The organism is Pseudomonas sp. LPB0260, assembly GCF_013388395.1.
The window spans coordinates 576,159-592,153 of sequence record NZ_CP058247.1; the positions used below are offsets into that span (position 1 = coordinate 576,159).

General features: G+C 65.5%; 14 protein-coding genes. 3 read left to right on the top strand and 11 right to left on the bottom strand.

Annotated elements, in window-relative coordinates; translation table 11 throughout:
• The first annotated feature begins 58 nt into the window (after positions 1 to 58).
• Both LPB260_RS02450 and cobA read left to right on the top strand, forming a co-directional pair.
• Positions 59 to 2,776: a nitrate reductase gene (locus LPB260_RS02450; protein ID WP_208707060.1), complete on the top strand. Its 2,718-nt coding sequence runs from the start codon at positions 59 to 61 to the stop codon at positions 2,774 to 2,776.
• A gap of 72 nt (positions 2,777 to 2,848) precedes the next feature.
• The gene (gene cobA / locus LPB260_RS02455) at positions 2,849 to 3,586 is read left to right on the top strand and encodes a uroporphyrinogen-III C-methyltransferase (RefSeq protein WP_208707061.1); all 738 of its coding nucleotides are present in this window, start codon (positions 2,849 to 2,851) and stop codon (positions 3,584 to 3,586) included.
• A gap of 105 nt (positions 3,587 to 3,691) precedes the next feature.
• Here the strand turns inward: cobA and LPB260_RS02460 are convergent, their stop codons facing one another.
• From LPB260_RS02460 to ppsA, 9 genes are all read right to left on the bottom strand, one after another.
• Positions 3,692 to 4,672, bottom strand: a complete 981-nt coding sequence (locus tag LPB260_RS02460) for an OmpA family protein (protein WP_208707062.1) — start codon at positions 4,670 to 4,672, stop codon at positions 3,692 to 3,694.
• A gap of 110 nt (positions 4,673 to 4,782) precedes the next feature.
• Positions 4,783 to 5,373, bottom strand: coding sequence for an RNA polymerase sigma factor SigX (sigX, locus tag LPB260_RS02465; RefSeq protein WP_208707063.1), 591 nt, complete (start codon positions 5,371 to 5,373; stop codon positions 4,783 to 4,785).
• 92 nt (positions 5,374 to 5,465) lie between these two features.
• Positions 5,466 to 6,290 carry a mechanosensitive ion channel domain-containing protein gene (locus LPB260_RS02470; RefSeq protein WP_208707064.1) on the bottom strand — a complete coding sequence of 275 codons (825 nt, stop codon included), beginning with the start codon at positions 6,288 to 6,290 and terminating at the stop codon, positions 5,466 to 5,468.
• 1 nt (position 6,291) lies between these two features.
• A complete protein-coding gene (locus tag LPB260_RS02475) occupies positions 6,292 to 6,537 on the bottom strand; it encodes a CrfX protein (protein ID WP_208707065.1) in 246 nt (81 codons plus the stop codon).
• A 54-nt stretch (positions 6,538 to 6,591) separates the two neighbouring features.
• On the bottom strand, positions 6,592 to 7,587 hold the full coding sequence (locus LPB260_RS02480; protein ID WP_208707066.1) for a zinc transporter ZntB: 996 nt from the start codon (positions 7,585 to 7,587) through the stop codon (positions 6,592 to 6,594).
• Positions 7,588 to 7,618: 31 nt separating this feature from the next.
• On the bottom strand, positions 7,619 to 8,107 hold the full coding sequence (gene rraA / locus LPB260_RS02485) for a ribonuclease E activity regulator RraA (protein ID WP_208707067.1): 489 nt from the start codon (positions 8,105 to 8,107) through the stop codon (positions 7,619 to 7,621).
• A 34-nt stretch (positions 8,108 to 8,141) separates the two neighbouring features.
• Positions 8,142 to 8,441, bottom strand: coding sequence for a Rieske (2Fe-2S) protein (locus LPB260_RS02490; protein WP_208707068.1), 300 nt, complete (start codon positions 8,439 to 8,441; stop codon positions 8,142 to 8,144).
• 52 nt (positions 8,442 to 8,493) lie between these two features.
• The gene (locus LPB260_RS02495) at positions 8,494 to 9,513 is read right to left on the bottom strand and encodes an alpha/beta fold hydrolase (RefSeq protein WP_208707069.1); all 1,020 of its coding nucleotides are present in this window, start codon (positions 9,511 to 9,513) and stop codon (positions 8,494 to 8,496) included.
• Positions 9,514 to 9,651: 138 nt separating this feature from the next.
• Positions 9,652 to 12,024 (bottom strand): phosphoenolpyruvate synthase, encoded by a 2,373-nt coding sequence (ppsA, locus tag LPB260_RS02500; RefSeq protein WP_208707070.1) that lies wholly within the window; start codon positions 12,022 to 12,024, stop codon positions 9,652 to 9,654.
• Between the two features lie 178 nt (positions 12,025 to 12,202).
• Between ppsA and LPB260_RS02505 the strand changes: the two genes are divergently transcribed.
• On the top strand, positions 12,203 to 13,021 hold the full coding sequence (locus LPB260_RS02505; protein WP_208707071.1) for a pyruvate, water dikinase regulatory protein: 819 nt from the start codon (positions 12,203 to 12,205) through the stop codon (positions 13,019 to 13,021).
• 60 nt (positions 13,022 to 13,081) lie between these two features.
• Here LPB260_RS02505 and prpD read toward each other — a convergent pair whose 3' ends face one another.
• Both prpD and prpF read right to left on the bottom strand, forming a co-directional pair.
• Positions 13,082 to 14,566: a 2-methylcitrate dehydratase gene (gene prpD, locus LPB260_RS02510; RefSeq protein ID WP_208707072.1), complete on the bottom strand. Its 1,485-nt coding sequence runs from the start codon at positions 14,564 to 14,566 to the stop codon at positions 13,082 to 13,084.
• Positions 14,567 to 14,677: 111 nt separating this feature from the next.
• Positions 14,678 to 15,877 carry a 2-methylaconitate cis-trans isomerase PrpF gene (gene prpF, locus LPB260_RS02515; protein ID WP_208707073.1) on the bottom strand — a complete coding sequence of 400 codons (1,200 nt, stop codon included), beginning with the start codon at positions 15,875 to 15,877 and terminating at the stop codon, positions 14,678 to 14,680.
• Between the last annotated feature and the right edge of the window lie 118 nt (positions 15,878 to 15,995).

The following is a 15,995-nucleotide window of genomic DNA, read 5'->3' on the forward strand; positions in this document are numbered from 1 at the left end:
CACCTACCGGTGGACCCGCACAGCGTCGTCCACCCCACGCCTGTAGGAGCCCCGAACCATGGCCAGCACCAACCAGATCACCGCCTCGACCTGCTGCTACTGCGGCGTCGGCTGTGGCGTGCTGATCGAACACGACGGCGAGAAGATCCTCGGCGTCGCCGGCGATCCCAGCCACCCGGCCAACTACGGCAAGCTGTGCAGCAAGGGCGCGACCCTGCACCTGACCGGCGACCTCGACGCCCGCGGCCTGTATCCCGAACTGCGCCTGGGCAAGGGCCTGGCGCGTAGCCGCACGGACTGGGACAGCGCCCTGGACCACGCCGCCAGCGTGTTCGCCGAGACCATCCGCGAGCACGGCCCGGACAGCGTGGCCTTCTACATCTCCGGCCAGCTGCTGACCGAGGACTACTACGCCTTCAACAAGCTGGCCCGGGCCCTGGTCGGCACCAACAACCTCGACTCCAACTCGCGCCTGTGCATGAGCTCGGCGGTCGTGGGCTACAAGCGCAGCCTCGGCGCCGACGCGCCGCCCTGCAGCTACGAGGACATCGAGCAGAGCGACTGCCTGCTGATCGCCGGCAGCAACATGGCCTACGCCCATCCGGTGCTGTTTCGCCGCCTGGAGGAAGCCAAGGCCAGGCGCCCGGAGATGAAGGTCATCGTCATCGACCCGCGGCGCACCGACACCTGCGAGCTGGCCGACCTGCACCTGGCCATCCTGCCGGGCACCGACGTGGCCCTGTTCCACGGCATCCTGCACATCCTGATGTGGGAAGGCTGGATCGACCGGCGCTTTATCGATGCCCACACCGAGGGCTTCGACGCCCTGAAGAAGCTGGTGCGCGACTACACCCCGGGCACGGTGGCGGAAATCTGCGGCATCTCCCTGGAGCAGCTGCAGGCCTGCGCCGAGCTGATCGGCAGCGCGCCGTCCTTCCTCTCGCTGTGGTGCATGGGCCTGAACCAATCCAGCGCAGGCTCGGCGAAGAACAGCGCGCTGATCAACCTGCACCTGGCCACCGGGCAGATCGGCAAGCCCGGCGCCGGTCCCTTCTCCCTGACCGGCCAGCCCAACGCCATGGGCGGTCGCGAGACCGGCAGCCTGTCCAACCTGCTGCCCGGCCACCGCGACGCGGCCAATCCCGAGCACCGCGCCGAGGTGGCCGGCTACTGGGGCGTCGACGGCCTGCCGCAAAGCACCGGGCTGACCGCCATCGAGCTGTTCGAGGCGGTGCGCGCCGGCAAGATCAAGGCCCTGTGGATCGCCTGCACCAACCCGGCGCAGTCGCTGCCGGACCAGAACAAGGTGCACGAGGCCCTGGCCGCCTGTCCTTTCGTGGTGGTCCAGGAGGCCTTCTTCACCACCGAGACCTGCGCCTACGCCGACCTCTTGCTGCCCGCCGCCAGTTGGGGCGAGAAGCACGGCAGCGTGACCAACTCCGAACGCCGCGTCAGCCACGTGCGCCCCGCCGTGCCGGCGCCGGGCCAGGCGCGGCCGGACTGGGCGATCACCTGCGACTTCGCCCGTCGCCTGGAACCATCCCTGCGCCCCGGCCTGCCCAGCCTGTTCGCCTTCGACGGCCCCGAGGCGCTGTTCGAGGAGTACAAGCAGCTGACCCAGGGACGCGACCTCGACCTCTCCGGACTGTCCTACGCGCTGATCGATGAGCTGGGTCCCCAGCAGTGGCCCTTCCCGGCCGGCGCCCGCCAGGGCACCGCACGGCTGTACGGCGACGGGCGCTTTGCCACCGACAACGGCCGCGCGCGCTTCCATGCCGACCCCTACCGCGCACCCAAGGAGAAGCGCGAGGCGCGCTTCCCGCTGACCCTCAACACCGGCCGCCTGCGCGACCAGTGGCATGGCATGAGCCGCACCGGCACCGCCGCCCGGCTGTTCGGCCATGTCGAGGAAGCCGTGCTCAGCCTGCACCCGGATGAGCTGCGTCGGCGCCGCCTGCAGGCCGGCGACCTGGTCAAGGTGCGCAGCCGCCGCGGCAGCCTGATCCTGCCGATCCAGGCCGACGACGCGGTGCGCTCCGGCCAGGCCTACCTGCCGATGCACTGGGGCAACCGCTTTCTCAACGGCCTGGGAGTCAACGTGCTGACCCTACCGGCCTTCGACCCGCTGTCCAAGCAGCCGGAACTCAAGCACGCCGGCATCGAGGTGGAACAGGCCGAACTGCCCTGGCAGCTGTTCGCCCTGGTCGAGGGCGACGTGCAGAAGCGCTTCGCCGCCCTGCGCCCGCTGTTCGACGGCTTCGCCTACGCCAGCCTGACCCTCACCGGCCGCGAGCGCCCGGCCCTGCTGATCCGCGCCGCCTGCGCAGTAGCACCCGAACCCGCGCTGCTGGCGCAGATCGATACGCTGCTGGATGTCGTCGAGGGGCCGGTACTGGCCTACGACGACCCGCGGCGCACCGTCGGCAAGCGCGTGCGCATCGAGGACGGGCGCATAGTCGCCATCCGCCTGGCCGGCGAAACCGCCGCCCGTGACTGGCTGCGCAACCTGTGGAACGAGGGCCAGGCCGATGCCGACCTGCGCCGCTGGCTGCTCGCCCCCCTGTCCACCCCGCCCGGTGGCGCCGGCACGCAGAAAGCCAGCAAGACCCTGTGCAACTGCCTGAACGTCAGCCAGGACAAGGTCTGCGCCGGCATCGCCCGCGGCCTCGACCTCAATGGCCTCAAGCAGGAACTGGGCTGCGGCACCAGCTGCGGCTCCTGCGTACCCGAGATCAAGCGTCTGCTGGCCACCCAGCCGGTTGCCGTCAATGCCTAACCGTAGGGTGCGCCATGCGCACCAACCCCCACTATTCGGTGCGCACGGCGCACCCTACGCGAGGAATGCCCCATGAGTGGAAAAGTCTGGCTGGTAGGCGCGGGCCCCGGCGACCCGGAACTGCTGACCCTCAAGGCGGTCAAGGCCCTCAATCAGGCCGAGGTCGTGATGATCGACGACCTGGTCAATCCGGCCGTGCTGGAGCACTGCCCCGGCGCTCGGGTGGTGCCGGTGGGCAAGCGAGGCGGCTGCCGTTCCACGCCCCAGGCCTTCATCCACCGGCTGATGCTGCGCTACGCCCGCCAGGGCAAGTGCGTGGTGCGCCTGAAGGGCGGCGATCCGTGCATCTTCGGCCGCGGCAGCGAAGAGGTCGACTGGTTGGCCGCTCACGGCGTCGAGGTGCAGATGGTCAACGGCATCACCGCCGGGCTGGCCGGCGCCACCCACTGCGGGATTCCCCTGACCCTGCGCGGCGTCGCCCGCGGCGTGACCCTGGTCACCGCCCACACCCAGGACGACAGCAGCCTCAACTGGCAGGCCCTGGCCCAGGGCGGCACCACCCTGGTGGTCTACATGGGCGTGGCCAAGCTGGCGGAGGTCCGCGAGAGCCTGCTGGCCGGCGGCATGCGCGCGGACATGCCAGTGGCGATGATCGAGAACGCCTCCCTGCCCCAGCAACGCGACTGCCGCAGCAGCCTGGCGACGATGCAGCGCGATGCCCTGGAGTTCCAGCTCAAGAGCCCGGCGATCCTGGTGATCGGCGAGGTCGCGACCGCCCAGCAGGCCCTGGCCCTGGCGGTGAGTGCCTAACCGCTTCGCTCCTGCGAAGTTGTTCTTGCCCGGTCCCGACCGGGCTTTTTTCTGGGCAAAGAAAAACCCGGCCGAGGCCGGGTTTTTCTCAAGGCTTGGGCTAGATCACTGCTTGATCTGAGCTTCCACTTCGGCTTCCACGCGACGGTTGATCGCACGGCCAGCGTCGCTGGCGTTGTCGGCAACCGGGCGGCTCTCGCCGTAGCCGACCGCGTTGACGCGCTCGCCGGATACACCGTACTGATTGACCAGCACCTGGCGAACGGCGTTGGCACGGCGCTCGGACAGCTTCTGGTTGTAGGCGTCGGTGCCGACGGAGTCGGTGTGGCCTTCAACGGTGGTGCGGGTCTGCGGGTACTGGTTCATGAAGTCAGCCAGGTTCTTGATGTCGCTGTAGCTTTCTTCCTTCACGCGATCCTTGTCGAAGTCGAACTTGACGTCCAGCTCGACGCGGACCATCTCCATCGGCTCCTCGGCCTGAACCGGCGCCGGAGTCGGCTCGACCATGGCGACCGGAGCCGGCGCAGGAGCCGGCTTGCTGCCACCGCCGAAGTTCATGCCGACACCCACGCCAGCAGCCCACTCGGCTTCGTTGGCGTCGATGTTGTACATGCCATCCACACCGGCGCGGGCGAACAGGTTCTCGGTGATGAAGTACTTCACACCGGTGCCCACGTTGGCGAAGGTCGAATGGTCACGACCGGTGCGCGCCGGCACGTTGCTGATGTTCTGGTGGGCGAAACCCGCCGATACGTAAGGACGCAGACCGACGCCCGGCTCACCGAAGTGGTAGGTGGCGTCCAGGCCAGCCATGTTGCCCTTGATGTTCTTGTTACCGGTGCCGTTTTCCGAACGAATATCGTGGTATTCGCCATACGACAGGCCCAGTTCGACGTCATCGGTCAGGTAGTAACCAACGGAACCACCGAACAGATTGCCGTTGGACAGGTCGCGAGAGCTGTCGGTCATGTAACGCTTGCCGAAAGCTTCCACCTCGACTGCGCCTTGGCCTTGAGCCAGCGCGCCCAGAGAGGAGGCGGCAACAAGAGAGCCAATGACTACGCCTAAGGTGTTTTTCAGTTTCATCCGTAAATCCCCACATGGTGATTGATTGAATTGCGTGCAGGTAGACACGCAAAACGGCGGCGAGTTTAACAGAACCGCTTGCTGCGCCAGAGATTTAAAGTTGCCCCGAACTAACTTTCGGTGTCGCCGGCAAACTTCTCACGCAAGCGGTCTAGCGCGCGTTTGTAGCGCATTTTCGTGGCGCTCAGGCCCATGTGCATGATGTCCGCGATCTCCTGGAACTCCAGCTCTGCGACAAAACGTAGCACCAGAATTTCCCGATCGATCGGGTTCACATGCACCAGCCAGCGATCCAATCCCCCGCGATCCTCGACCTTCGGCGTCTTTTCTTCCGACGCCTCTTCCAGAGGATCCAGACTCAGTGCATCCATCAGGCGGCGCTTGCGCCGCTCCTTGCGGTACTGGGTGATGCACTCGTTGTAAGTAATGCTGTACAGCCAGGTCTTGAACTTGGACTTGCCCTCGAAGTTCTTCAGACCGTAAAGAACCTTGAGCATGACCTCCTGACAGACATCGTCGGCGTCGCGATCGTTCCCCAGATAACGTGCGCACACGTTGAACAGGGTGCGCTGGTAACGACGCATGAGCTCTTCGTAGGCTCGGGTGACGTGAAACAACTCGCCATGCGCCCGCGCTACCAGCTCCTCGTCAGAGAGCTCGCGGGGGTCGTATCGCATGGGCAACGGTTGGGCTTTATTCAAAACGAGTCGGGCCGACAGTCGGAACACAAGCCGCCAACGCCCGATGGCTCAGGCGGCGGGTTTGGCGGCATACATTAACAGGGATTGGCGCGTTAGCGGCTGCTTACCCGTTGTTCGAGCAAGGTGCGATTGGCCACCGAGACCAGCTCCCCCGCGTCGGTTAACAGGATAGTCTTGACCGTGCCAATTTCCTCGATCTGCCCTTCGACCTCACCGACCTGCACTTGTTGCCCGACCTGATACAACTCCCTCACATAAATCCCCGCGAGGATCTGCCCGGCGATCTCGCGGCTGCCCAAGCCCAGCGCCAGGGCCACGGCCAGACCGACCGAGATCAGCACGATGGCGATGACATTGTTGAGCAGGTCGGTCTTGACCTCCAGCTGGCCGATGGCCACGGAGATGCTGATGATGATCACCAGGCCCTGGGCGATGCGCCCCAGGCCATGGGCATAGTCCAGCCCCACGCCTTCCGCGGCGCCGCGCACCAGGCCGCTGACCAGATGGGCCAGGAGCACGCCGGCGACCAGCACCAGGGCCGCGCCGAACACCTTCGGCAGGTATAGCGCCAGCACATCGAGGGTGCCGGAAACCCGCTGCAGACCCAGCGACTCGGCGGCCGAGACGAGGAAGATCAACAGGACGAACCAGTAGACGATCTTGCCGATCAGGGTCGACACCGGCGCCTGGATGCCACCGCGGCTGAGCAGCTTGGTCAGGCCGGTGCCGGCCATCAGGCGATCCAGGCCCAGCTTGCCGAGCAGCTTGGACAGCAGGGTGTCGAGCAGCTTGGCCACGACGAAGCCCAGCAGCACCAGGATCAATGCCACGAACAGGTTCGGAATAAAGCCAGCGACCTTGGTCCAGAGAGCGGTCATCGCGGCAATCAGGCTTTGAGTCCAGGGATCGAGTTCCATTTCAGTCAGCCTTATCAGTAGAACGGGTAGAAGAGTGACGACGGGAGACCGGCGCGACGTGCGCCGAACCGTTGTTCAAAGCGATCATCAGGGCGCCGAGCCAGTTGCCCATCAGGCTGAACAGATCGCCCACGCCGACCTGGCGATTGGCGGTCTTCAGCACGCGGTGCAGGCAGGCATCGTCGTCGTGCTCGGAGACGGACGATTTGAGCAAATCGCGCAGGGATTCTTCGAATGGATCGTGCATCAAGCACCTCACAGGACGTCTCGGCTAGACGAGACCAGCCGTCATCGGGTCACATCAGAGCCAGCGCCAGCGCCGGAACAACCACCATTGGCCGAGACCGATGGCCGTCATGATCAGGCAGGCGATGACGAAGCCAAACGGGCTCTCGGCCCCCGGCATGCCGCCCACGTTGATACCCAGCAGGCCGGTCAGGAAGCTCATGGGCAGAAACACCATGGTGATGATGCTGAAACGGTACATGATGCGGTTCATCCGCTCGTCCATGCGCCGATTCTCCGCATCCAGCACCAGGCTGACCCGCTCGCGGCTGAGCTCCAGCTCTTCCAGGTAGCGGGTCAGACGGTTGTTCAGCTCGTTCCAGTAATCGGTATCGTCGGCGACGAACCAGGGCTGCTGGTTGCGCGTGAGCTGGGCGAATATCTCCCGCTGCGGCGCCAGGAAGCGGCGCAGGCCGGCGGCGCGGCGGCGGATCTGCAGGAGCAGGTCATGGTCGGGCAGAACCCGCTCGTCGGCATCGATCTGCTCCTCCTGCTCGTCGACCTGCTCGGCCAGTTCGGCGACCAGGGCATCGACCTTGTCGGTCAGGTAGTCGGCCAGGCTGAGGATCAGTTCCGAGGAGGTCTTCGGCCCCTTGCCCGCCTGCAGGTCGCGAATCAGGTCTTCGCTGGCGCGCAGCGGCCGCAGGCGCAGGGATATGACCCGGCGGGCGGCGGCGAAGATGCGCACCGAGACCATGTCCTCGGGCTCCGCTCCCGGGTTGAGGTTGACCCCACGCAGGAACAGCAGCAACTCCTGATTCGGCAGCGTCAGCAGGCGCGGGCGGGTGTTTTCCTCCAGCAGCAGGTCGCAGGCGAACTCGCCCAATCCGCTGTCGCGGCGCAGCCAGGCCTGGGTCTGCGGGTGACTGCGATCCCAGTGCAGCCACAGGCTCTCGCCCTCCGCCAGTTCGAGGCCGGCCAGCCCGTCATGGGCGACCGCCCTCGCCCCGCCCCGGCCGTCGAGCACCAGCGCATGCACCAGGCCCCACTGGACGTTGTCTTCCACCTGCATCCACGCACTCCAGATCAATCGGCCAGGGCAATCACTCGGGCATCTTCAGGGCACTGGGCGACACGATAATGCCGTTGTTGTCGGCATACAGGTACTCGCCGGGGCGGAAGGTCACGCCGCCGAAGACCAGGGCCAGGTCGAGCTCGCCGACGCCACGCCGGGTGCTCTTCAGCGGATGGCTGGCCAGCGCCTGGATGCCGATCTCGGTCTGCGCCAGCACGTCGACGTCGCGCACGCAGCCGTAGACCACTATGCCTTCCCAGCCATTCTTCACCGCCTTTTCGGCGAGCATGTCGCCGAGCAGCGCACAGCGCATCGAGGCACCGCCATCGACCACCATCACCTTGCCCTTGCCGGGCTGCTCGACCAGTTCCTTGACCCGCGAGTTGTCCTCGAAGCACTTGACCGTGACGATCTCGCCGCCGAAGGAATCGCGGCCGCCGAAATTGCTGAACATCGGTTCGACCACCTGCACCAGCTCGGGGTAGGCGTCACACAGATCGGGGGTGATGTAATGCATGGCTAAGCTCCTTCTAACATTGGGGATTCAGGCTTCACAGGTCGATACCGACACGATCGCCGTCGTAGCTCAACGGCAGCTGTACCAGATTGCCACAGCTGGCGTTGAGCGCGCGCCCACTGGACAGGTCGAACTCGATGCCATGGCGCGCGCAGCGCAGCACCCGGCCGTTGACCGCCGCCGTGTGCAACGGCGCACCGCGGTGCGGGCAACTGTTTTCCAGCAACAGGCGGCGGCCCTCGACGACCAGCAGGAGCAACTCCCGCCCCTGCACCTGAAAAGTCCGGCGATAGCCCTCCTCAAGGTTGAGCAGGCGCTCCAGGGCAACGAACATCGAGCCTCCAGCTACCGCATAAAGTGACCAGGTGAGCGAATTGCGTCACATGTTAACCGGATAAAGGCTCCGTTGATACGCCTGCGCGCGGCTCAAGGGCGATGCTTTGCACGCCGGCGGCGCGCAACGAGCCGTTGTCCAGCCAGTGCTCGACCAGGGGCCACACCTCGGCCTGCGCCTGCCTGCTGACCAGCATCTGCACATGGTCGAAATCCGTGGAGAAGCCCTGCTGCCTGCCCAGGCAGAGGAACTCGCGTACCGCGCTGCCGCACTGCGCCAGCAGTTTGCGGCAGGCCCAGGCCGGGTCCTGCTTGTCGCCCACCGCCGCCACGGCCAGCAGCGGCACCCGCACATCGCGCAAGCCGGCCCACCAGTCGCGCTCGGCATCGCCGAAGCGGCCGAACAGGCCATGCCAGCGCAGGCTCTCCAGAGCCAGGCCGATCGGCTCGTCTTCCGGCCCGCGCTTCAAGCGCGAGCCGGACAACACCGAGAAGCGCCCCAACAGCAGCCGACTGCCCCACTCCACCGGCGGCAGTTTCAACGGCCAGTACACGCGACTGATCTGGCTGCCGAACAACGCGACCGAGGCCACTCGTGCTTCCTCCAGGTAGTGTCCGCCCAGCGCGCCGGCCAGGGTGATCCCACCCAGGGAGTGCCCCAGCCAGTGGGCGGCTTGCGGGTTCTGTTCATGGATGAAGTCAGCGATCGCCGGCAGGTCGTAGCGCACATAGTCGCTGACCCGATTGCGCGAATAGTTGCGATTGCGCGGCGACAGGCCATGGCCGCGCATTTCCGCGATCCACACATCGAAACCGGCGCGCGCCAGGTAGGGCCCCAGGCCGATGCCCTTGGGCGAATACCAGAAGCGGCGATTGGAAAAGCTGCCCGGCAACAGAATCACCGGCACGCCACGCTCGCCCTCGCGATCGAAACGGCCGAGCCGGGTCAGCGCCAGTTCGACACTGGGGTCGGGGCTGTTGCCGGGCTTGAGACGGTAGACATCCTCACTCAGGTCGCCACGGATTTCGGCGCTGATCAAGGCGACGGGAAAAAGCTGACTGCTGCTCTGCATCTACTTCGCTCTGGTACAAAAAATTGCCGGGGCAATTCTTCACGTCGACTGGCGACGGCCCGAAGGGTGGCCGCCAGGGATGGCAAGCCACAAAAAAGGGCGGGATAACCCGCCCTCGTTAACGTGGTTACCGGCAGATCAGGCTGGCTGGCCTTCGGCGAGGAAGAACCAGGTATCCAGTACCGAGTCTGGGTTCAGCGACACGCTCTCGATGCCCTGCTCCATCAGCCAGCGCGCCAGATCCGGATGATCCGAAGGCCCCTGACCGCAGATGCCGATGTACTTGCCGGCCTTGTTGCAGGCGGCAATGGCGTTGCCCAGCAGCTTCTTCACCGCCGGATTACGCTCATCGAACAGGTGGGCGACGATGCCCGAGTCGCGGTCCAGGCCCAGGGTCAGCTGGGTCAGGTCGTTGGAGCCGATGGAGAAGCCGTCGAAGTACTCGAGGAACTCCTCGGCGAGGATGGCGTTGGACGGCAGCTCGCACATCATGATGACCTTCAGGCCATCCTGACCGCGCGCCAGACCGTTGCTGGCCAGCAGCTCGACCACCTGGCTGGCTTCGCCGAGGGTGCGCACGAACGGCACCATGATCTCGACGTTGGTCAGGCCCATCTCGTTGCGCACCTTCTTCAGCGCGCGGCATTCCAGCTCGAAGCAGTCGCGGAACGACTCGCTGATGTAGCGCGAGGCGCCGCGGAAGCCGAGCATCGGGTTCTCTTCTTCCGGCTCGTAGAGCTTGCCGCCGATCAGGTTGGCGTATTCGTTGGACTTGAAGTCCGACAGGCGCACGATGACCTTCTTCGGCCAGAAGGCCGCGGCCAGGGTGCTGATGCCTTCCACCAGCTTCTCGACGTAGAAGCCCACCGGGTCGTCGTAACCGGCGATGCGCTTCTCCACGCTGTCCTTGATCTCCGGCGGCAGGCCGGCGAAGTTCAGCAGCGCCTTGGGGTGCACGCCGATCATGCGGTTGATGATGAACTCCAGGCGCGCCAGGCCAACGCCCTCGTTGGGCAGTTGGGCGAAGTCGAAGGCGCGGTCCGGGTTGCCGACGTTCATCATGATCTTGAACGGCAGCTCGGGCATGGCGTCGACCGAGTTCTTGCGAATATCGAAGCCCAGTTCGCCCTCGAAGATGAAGCCGGTGTCGCCCTCGGCGCAGGAAACCGTCACCCCCATGCCGTCTTTCAGCACCTGGGTGGCGTTGCCACAGCCGACTACCGCCGGAATACCCAGCTCGCGGGCGATGATCGCCGCGTGGCAGGTACGCCCGCCGCGGTTGGTGACGATGGCGCTGGCGCGCTTCATCACCGGCTCCCAGTCTGGGTCGGTCATGTCGGAGACCAGCACGTCACCGGGCTGCACCTTGTCCATCTCGGAAACGTCCTGGATGACGCGCACGCGGCCTGCACCGATCTTCTGGCCGATGGCGCGGCCCTCAACCAGCACGGTGCCGGTTTCCTTGAGCAGGTAGCGCTCCATCACGTTGGCGCTGGTGCGGCTCTTCACGGTCTCGGGACGGGCCTGGACGATGTACAGCTTGCCGTCGTCGCCGTCTTTGGCCCACTCGATGTCCATTGGTCGGCCGTAGTGCTTCTCGATGATCAGCGCCTGCTTGGCCAGTTCGCTGACCTCGGCGTCGGACAGGCAGAAGCGCGCGCGATCGGCGCGCTCGACGTCGACCACCTTGACCGACTTGCCGGCCTTGGCTTCGTCGCCGTAGATCATCTTGATCGCCTTGCTGCCCAGGTTGCGGCGCAGGATGGCCGGGCGGCCCGCTTCCAGGGTCTGCTTGTGCACGTAGAACTCGTCCGGGTTGACCGCACCCTGCACCACGGTCTCGCCCAGGCCGTAGGCGCCGGTGATGAACACCACGTCACGGAAGCCCGACTCGGTATCCAGGGTGAACATCACCCCGGCGGTACCGGTTTCCGAACGGACCATGCGCTGCACCCCGGCGGACAGGGCGACCAGCTTGTGGTCGAAGCCCTGGTGCACGCGGTAGGCGATGGCGCGGTCGTTGAACAGCGAGGCGAACACCTCTTTGGCGGCGCGGATCACGTTGTCCACGCCGCGGATGTTCAGGAAGGTTTCCTGCTGGCCGGCGAAGGAGGCGTCCGGCAGGTCTTCGGCGGTGGCCGAGGAGCGCACGGCGACGGCCATGTTGTCGTTGTCGCCGGCCATGGCGGCGAACGCCTGGCGGATCTGCTTGTCCAGCTCTGCGGGGAACGGCGCGTCCATCACCCACTGGCGAATCTGCGCGCCGGTCTTGGCCAAGGCGTTGACATCGTCGACATCCAGCGCATCGAGTGCGGCATGGATCTGCGCATTCAGCCCGCTTTCTTCGAGGAAGTCACGGTAGGCCTGGGCCGTAGTGGCGAAACCACCGGGAACCGACACACCAGCACCGGCAAGGTTGCTGATCATCTCGCCCAGGGAGGCGTTCTTGCCCCCTACATGCTCAACATCGTGGACGCCGAGCTTATCGAGGGAAACTACGTACTCTACCAAGGTGATCTCTCCACTTAGGTGTTGGAAAAGCTCAAGGGGCTGGGAAAGTTCGGCGGAGCGAATCCGCGCGATTGTGGCCTGGCCCTGGAAAATAAGTAACAATGCCGACCACTTCGGGCCTGCAAAAGCGGGCCTATCATAGCCAAGATTCGTCCTCAGCTTAAGGCCCATGGCGCAAATGAAACGAACCGCTTTTTTCATCTCCGATGGTACCGGCATCACCGCCGAAACCCTGGGTCAGAGTCTGTTGGCGCAGTTCGACACCACCAGCTTCACCAAACTCACGCGACCGTACATCGACAGCGTGGAAAAAGCGCGCGCCATGGTACAACAAATCAATAGTGCTGCCGAGAAAGACGGGGTGCGGCCGATCATCTTCGACACCATCGTCAACCAGGAGATTCGCGACGTGCTGGCCCAGTCCGAGGGCTTCATGATCGACATCTTCTCGACCTTCCTCGCCCCGCTGGAGCAGGAACTGAGCTCGCACTCCTCCTATTCGGTGGGCAAATCCCACTCGATCGGCCACAACTCCAACTACATGGAGCGCATCGAAGCGGTCAACTTCGCCCTGGACAACGACGACGGCGCCCGCACCCACTACTACGACAAGGCCGACCTGATCCTGGTCGGCGTGTCGCGCTGCGGCAAGACCCCGACCTGCCTGTATATGGCCATGCAATATGGCATCCGCGCCGCCAACTACCCGCTGACCGAGGAAGACATGGAGCGCCTGCAGCTGCCGGCGGCGCTGAAGAAATACAAGGACAAGCTGTTCGGCCTGACCATCGACCCCGATCGCCTCACCGCCATCCGCAACGAGCGCAAGCCCAACAGCCGCTACGCCAGCTTCGCCCAGTGCGAGTTCGAGGTGCGCGAGGTGGAGAACCTGTTCCGCCGCGAGAACATTCCCTTCATCAACTCCACGCATTTCTCGGTGGAGGAGATCTCGGCGAAGATCCTCGTGGAAAAAGGCGTCGAACGCCGCCTCAAGTAAGCCTCGCCGATATCGCAAAAAACCGGAGCCCACGCTCCGGCTTTTTTGTGGACGCTTGGTCTAGATCACCCACAAGTCCATGAATTGCTGCACCGGCGTGGACTCGAGCCGCGCCTGGTCCCGGCACAGGGCGACGATCTCGGCGCAGCGCTGGGCGGGAAAGCGGGTTGCCAGGCTGGCCTGGAACTTGGCCTCCAGCAGCGGAATACCCTCGGCCCGACGGCGGCGGTGGCCGACCGGGTACTCCACCTCGACCTTCTCGGTGCAGCTGCCATCGGCGAAGAACACCTGCACGGCATTGGCGATCGAACGCTTGTCGGCCTCCAGGTATTCGCGGCTGTAACGCGGCTCTTCGACCACCTCCATCTTGTCGCGCAGCTCGTCGATCAGCGGATTGGCCGCGTGGAAGCCGTCCTCGTAGTGCTCGGCCGACAGGCTGCCGAACAGCAGCGGCACGGCGGTCATGTACTGCAGGCAGTGATCGCGATCGGCCGGATTGGCCAGCGGCCCGGCCTTGGAGATGATGCGGATCGCCGATTCCTGGGTGCTGATGACGATCCTGGCGATGTCGCCCAGGCGATCCCTGACCTGTGGATGCAGTATCACCGCCGCCTCGCAGGCGGTCTGCGCGTGGAACTCGGCGGGGAAGCTGATCTTGAACAGCACGTTCTCCATCACATAGCTGGCGAAGCCCTGGGAGAAGCGAAAGCGACGCTGGTCCGCCGGCTTGCTCGCCAGGTCGCGGTTGCTGTGGCTGAACGACACGTCGTAGAAGCCCCACTGCGGCGCGCTGAGCACGCCCGGAATGCCCATCTCGCCGCGCAGGGCGATGTCGGCCAGGCGCACCCCGCGACTGCTGGCGTCGCCGGCCGCCCAGGACTTGCGCGAACCGGCATTCGGCGCGTGGCGGTAGGTGCGCAGCGCCTGGCCGTCGACCAGGGCATGGGATATGGCCGAGAGCAGCTGTTCGCGGCTGGCGCCCAGCAGCTTGGCGCTGACTGCGGTGGAGGCCAGCTTGACCAGGACCACATGGTCCAGGCCGACGCGATTGAAGGCGTTCTCCAGGGCGACTACCCCCTGAATCTCGTGGGCCATGACCATGGCCTCGAGCACCGCGCGCATGCTCAGCGGCGCCTCGCCACCGGCCACGCGCCGTTGCGACAGGTGATCGGCCAGCGCCAGGATGGCACCGAGGTTGTCGGAGGGGTGGCCCCATTCGGCCGCCAGCCAGGTGTCGTTGTAGTCCAGCCAGCGCACCAGGCAGCCGATGTCCCAGGCCGCCTTGACCGGGTCGAGGACCAAGCGGGTGCCCGGCACCCGCGCCCCCTGCGGCACCACTGTACCCTCGACGAGCGGCCCGAGCAGCTTGCAGCACTCGGGAAAGCGCAGGGCCAGCAGCGCGCAGCCGAGGCTGTCCATCAGGCAATGGCGGGCGGTGCTCAGGGCCAGCACCGAGTCGACCCGGTAGGTGAGCACGTAGTCGGCGATATCCTGAATCACCTGGTCATACTCGGGACGCTTGTTCTGCTCGACGTTGCCGCTCATTGCCCGCTCCGTTCGCCGGATACCCGGCGCTGTGGCTGCCTGGTGCGGGCCAGCCAGCCCGCAGAAACGACAAAGCCCGCTTGCGCGGGCTTTGCCTGAGTCTAGACCAGACTAGAAGGCATCCCCAGGCACACGCACCCAGCCCTCCATCAGCACCCGGGCGCTGCGACTCATGATCGCCTTGGTCACCGACCATTCGCCCGCGACCTGGGCGGCCTCGGCGCCGACCCGCAGGGTGCCCGAGGGGTGGCCGAAACGCACCGCGCTGCGCGCACCGCCGCCCGCCGCGAGGTTCACCAGGGTGCCCGGAATCGCCGCGGCGGTGCCGATGGCCACCGCGCAGGTACCCATCATGGCGTGGTGCAGCTTGCCCATGGACAGCGCGCGCACCAGCAGGTCGACCTCGCTCGCCGGCACTGTCTTGCCGCTGGACGCCCGATAGTCCTTGGGCGTCGTCACGAAGGCGATTTTCGGCGTGTGCTGGCGAGTGGCAGCCTCTTCCGGCGTCTTGATCAGGCCCATGCGCAACGCGCCAGCGATGCGGATGGCCTCGAAGCGCGCCAGCGCCTCGGGATTGCCATTGATGTCCTCGCGCAATTCGGTGCCCTGGTAACCGATATCCTCGGCGTTGACGAACACGGTCGGAATGCCGGCAGTGATCATGGTGGCCTTGAGCGTGCCGCCCTCTACAACATCAGCGGGAACCTCGAGATCGTCGACCAGATTGCCGGTCGGGAACATCGAGCCGCCCTCCTCGCCGTCGTCGGACGGATCGAGAAACTCCAGCACGATCTCGGCCGCCGGGAAGGTCACCCCGTCGAGCTCGAAACCGCCGGTCTCCTGCACCTGGCCATTGCTCACCGGCACATGGGCGATGATGGTTTTCTGGATATTGGCCTGCCAGATACGCACCACGCAGGTGCCGTTATCGGGGATGCGGGCCGGGTCGACCAGGCCGGCATGCAGGGCGAAAGCGCCGGCGGCGGTCGACAGGTTGCCGCAGTTGCCGCTCCAGTCGACGAACGCCTTGTCGATGGAAACCTGGCCGTAGAGGTAGTCGACGTCGTGGTCGGGCTGACTGCTTTTCGACAGGATCACGCATTTGCTGGTGCTGGACGTGGCGCCGCCCATGCCGTCGATATGCGCGGAATAGGGATCGGGGCTGCCGATCACGCGCATGAACAGCTTGTCACGGGCCGCGCCCGGCACCTGGCAGCGCTCGGGCAGGTCCTGCAGGCGGAAGAACACGCCCTTGCTGGTGCCGCCACGCATATAGGTGGCGGGAATCTTGATCTGCGGTTGGTAAGCCATGGTTTCGTCCTGGCCGAGTAATAAGAAGTCGCAAGGCGGATGGCGCTTTTTCATCCACCACGCAAGCCTCGCCATGGTGGATCGGTAAGGCGTGATCCACCCTACGAAGACCGGGGCG

Bases quoted from the DNA above. Each gene is read 5' to 3' on its own strand.
- LPB260_RS02450 (WP_208707060.1), top strand. From the start codon at position 59: ATGGCCAGCACCAACCAGATCACCGCCTCGACCTGCTGCTACTGCGGC.
- cobA (WP_208707061.1), top strand. From the start codon at position 2,849: ATGAGTGGAAAAGTCTGGCTGGTAGGCGCGGGCCCCGGCGACCCGGAA.
- LPB260_RS02460 (WP_208707062.1), bottom strand. From the start codon at position 4,672: ATGAAACTGAAAAACACCTTAGGCGTAGTCATTGGCTCTCTTGTTGCC.
- LPB260_RS02470 (WP_208707064.1), bottom strand. From the start codon at position 6,290: ATGGAACTCGATCCCTGGACTCAAAGCCTGATTGCCGCGATGACCGCT.
- LPB260_RS02475 (WP_208707065.1), bottom strand. From the start codon at position 6,537: ATGCACGATCCATTCGAAGAATCCCTGCGCGATTTGCTCAAATCGTCC.
- LPB260_RS02480 (WP_208707066.1), bottom strand. From the start codon at position 7,587: ATGCAGGTGGAAGACAACGTCCAGTGGGGCCTGGTGCATGCGCTGGTG.
- rraA (WP_208707067.1), bottom strand. From the start codon at position 8,107: ATGCATTACATCACCCCCGATCTGTGTGACGCCTACCCCGAGCTGGTG.
- LPB260_RS02490 (WP_208707068.1), bottom strand. From the start codon at position 8,441: ATGTTCGTTGCCCTGGAGCGCCTGCTCAACCTTGAGGAGGGCTATCGC.
- LPB260_RS02495 (WP_208707069.1), bottom strand. From the start codon at position 9,513: ATGCAGAGCAGCAGTCAGCTTTTTCCCGTCGCCTTGATCAGCGCCGAA.
- LPB260_RS02505 (WP_208707071.1), top strand. From the start codon at position 12,203: ATGAAACGAACCGCTTTTTTCATCTCCGATGGTACCGGCATCACCGCC.
- prpD (WP_208707072.1), bottom strand. From the start codon at position 14,566: ATGAGCGGCAACGTCGAGCAGAACAAGCGTCCCGAGTATGACCAGGTG.
- prpF (WP_208707073.1), bottom strand. From the start codon at position 15,877: ATGGCTTACCAACCGCAGATCAAGATTCCCGCCACCTATATGCGTGGC.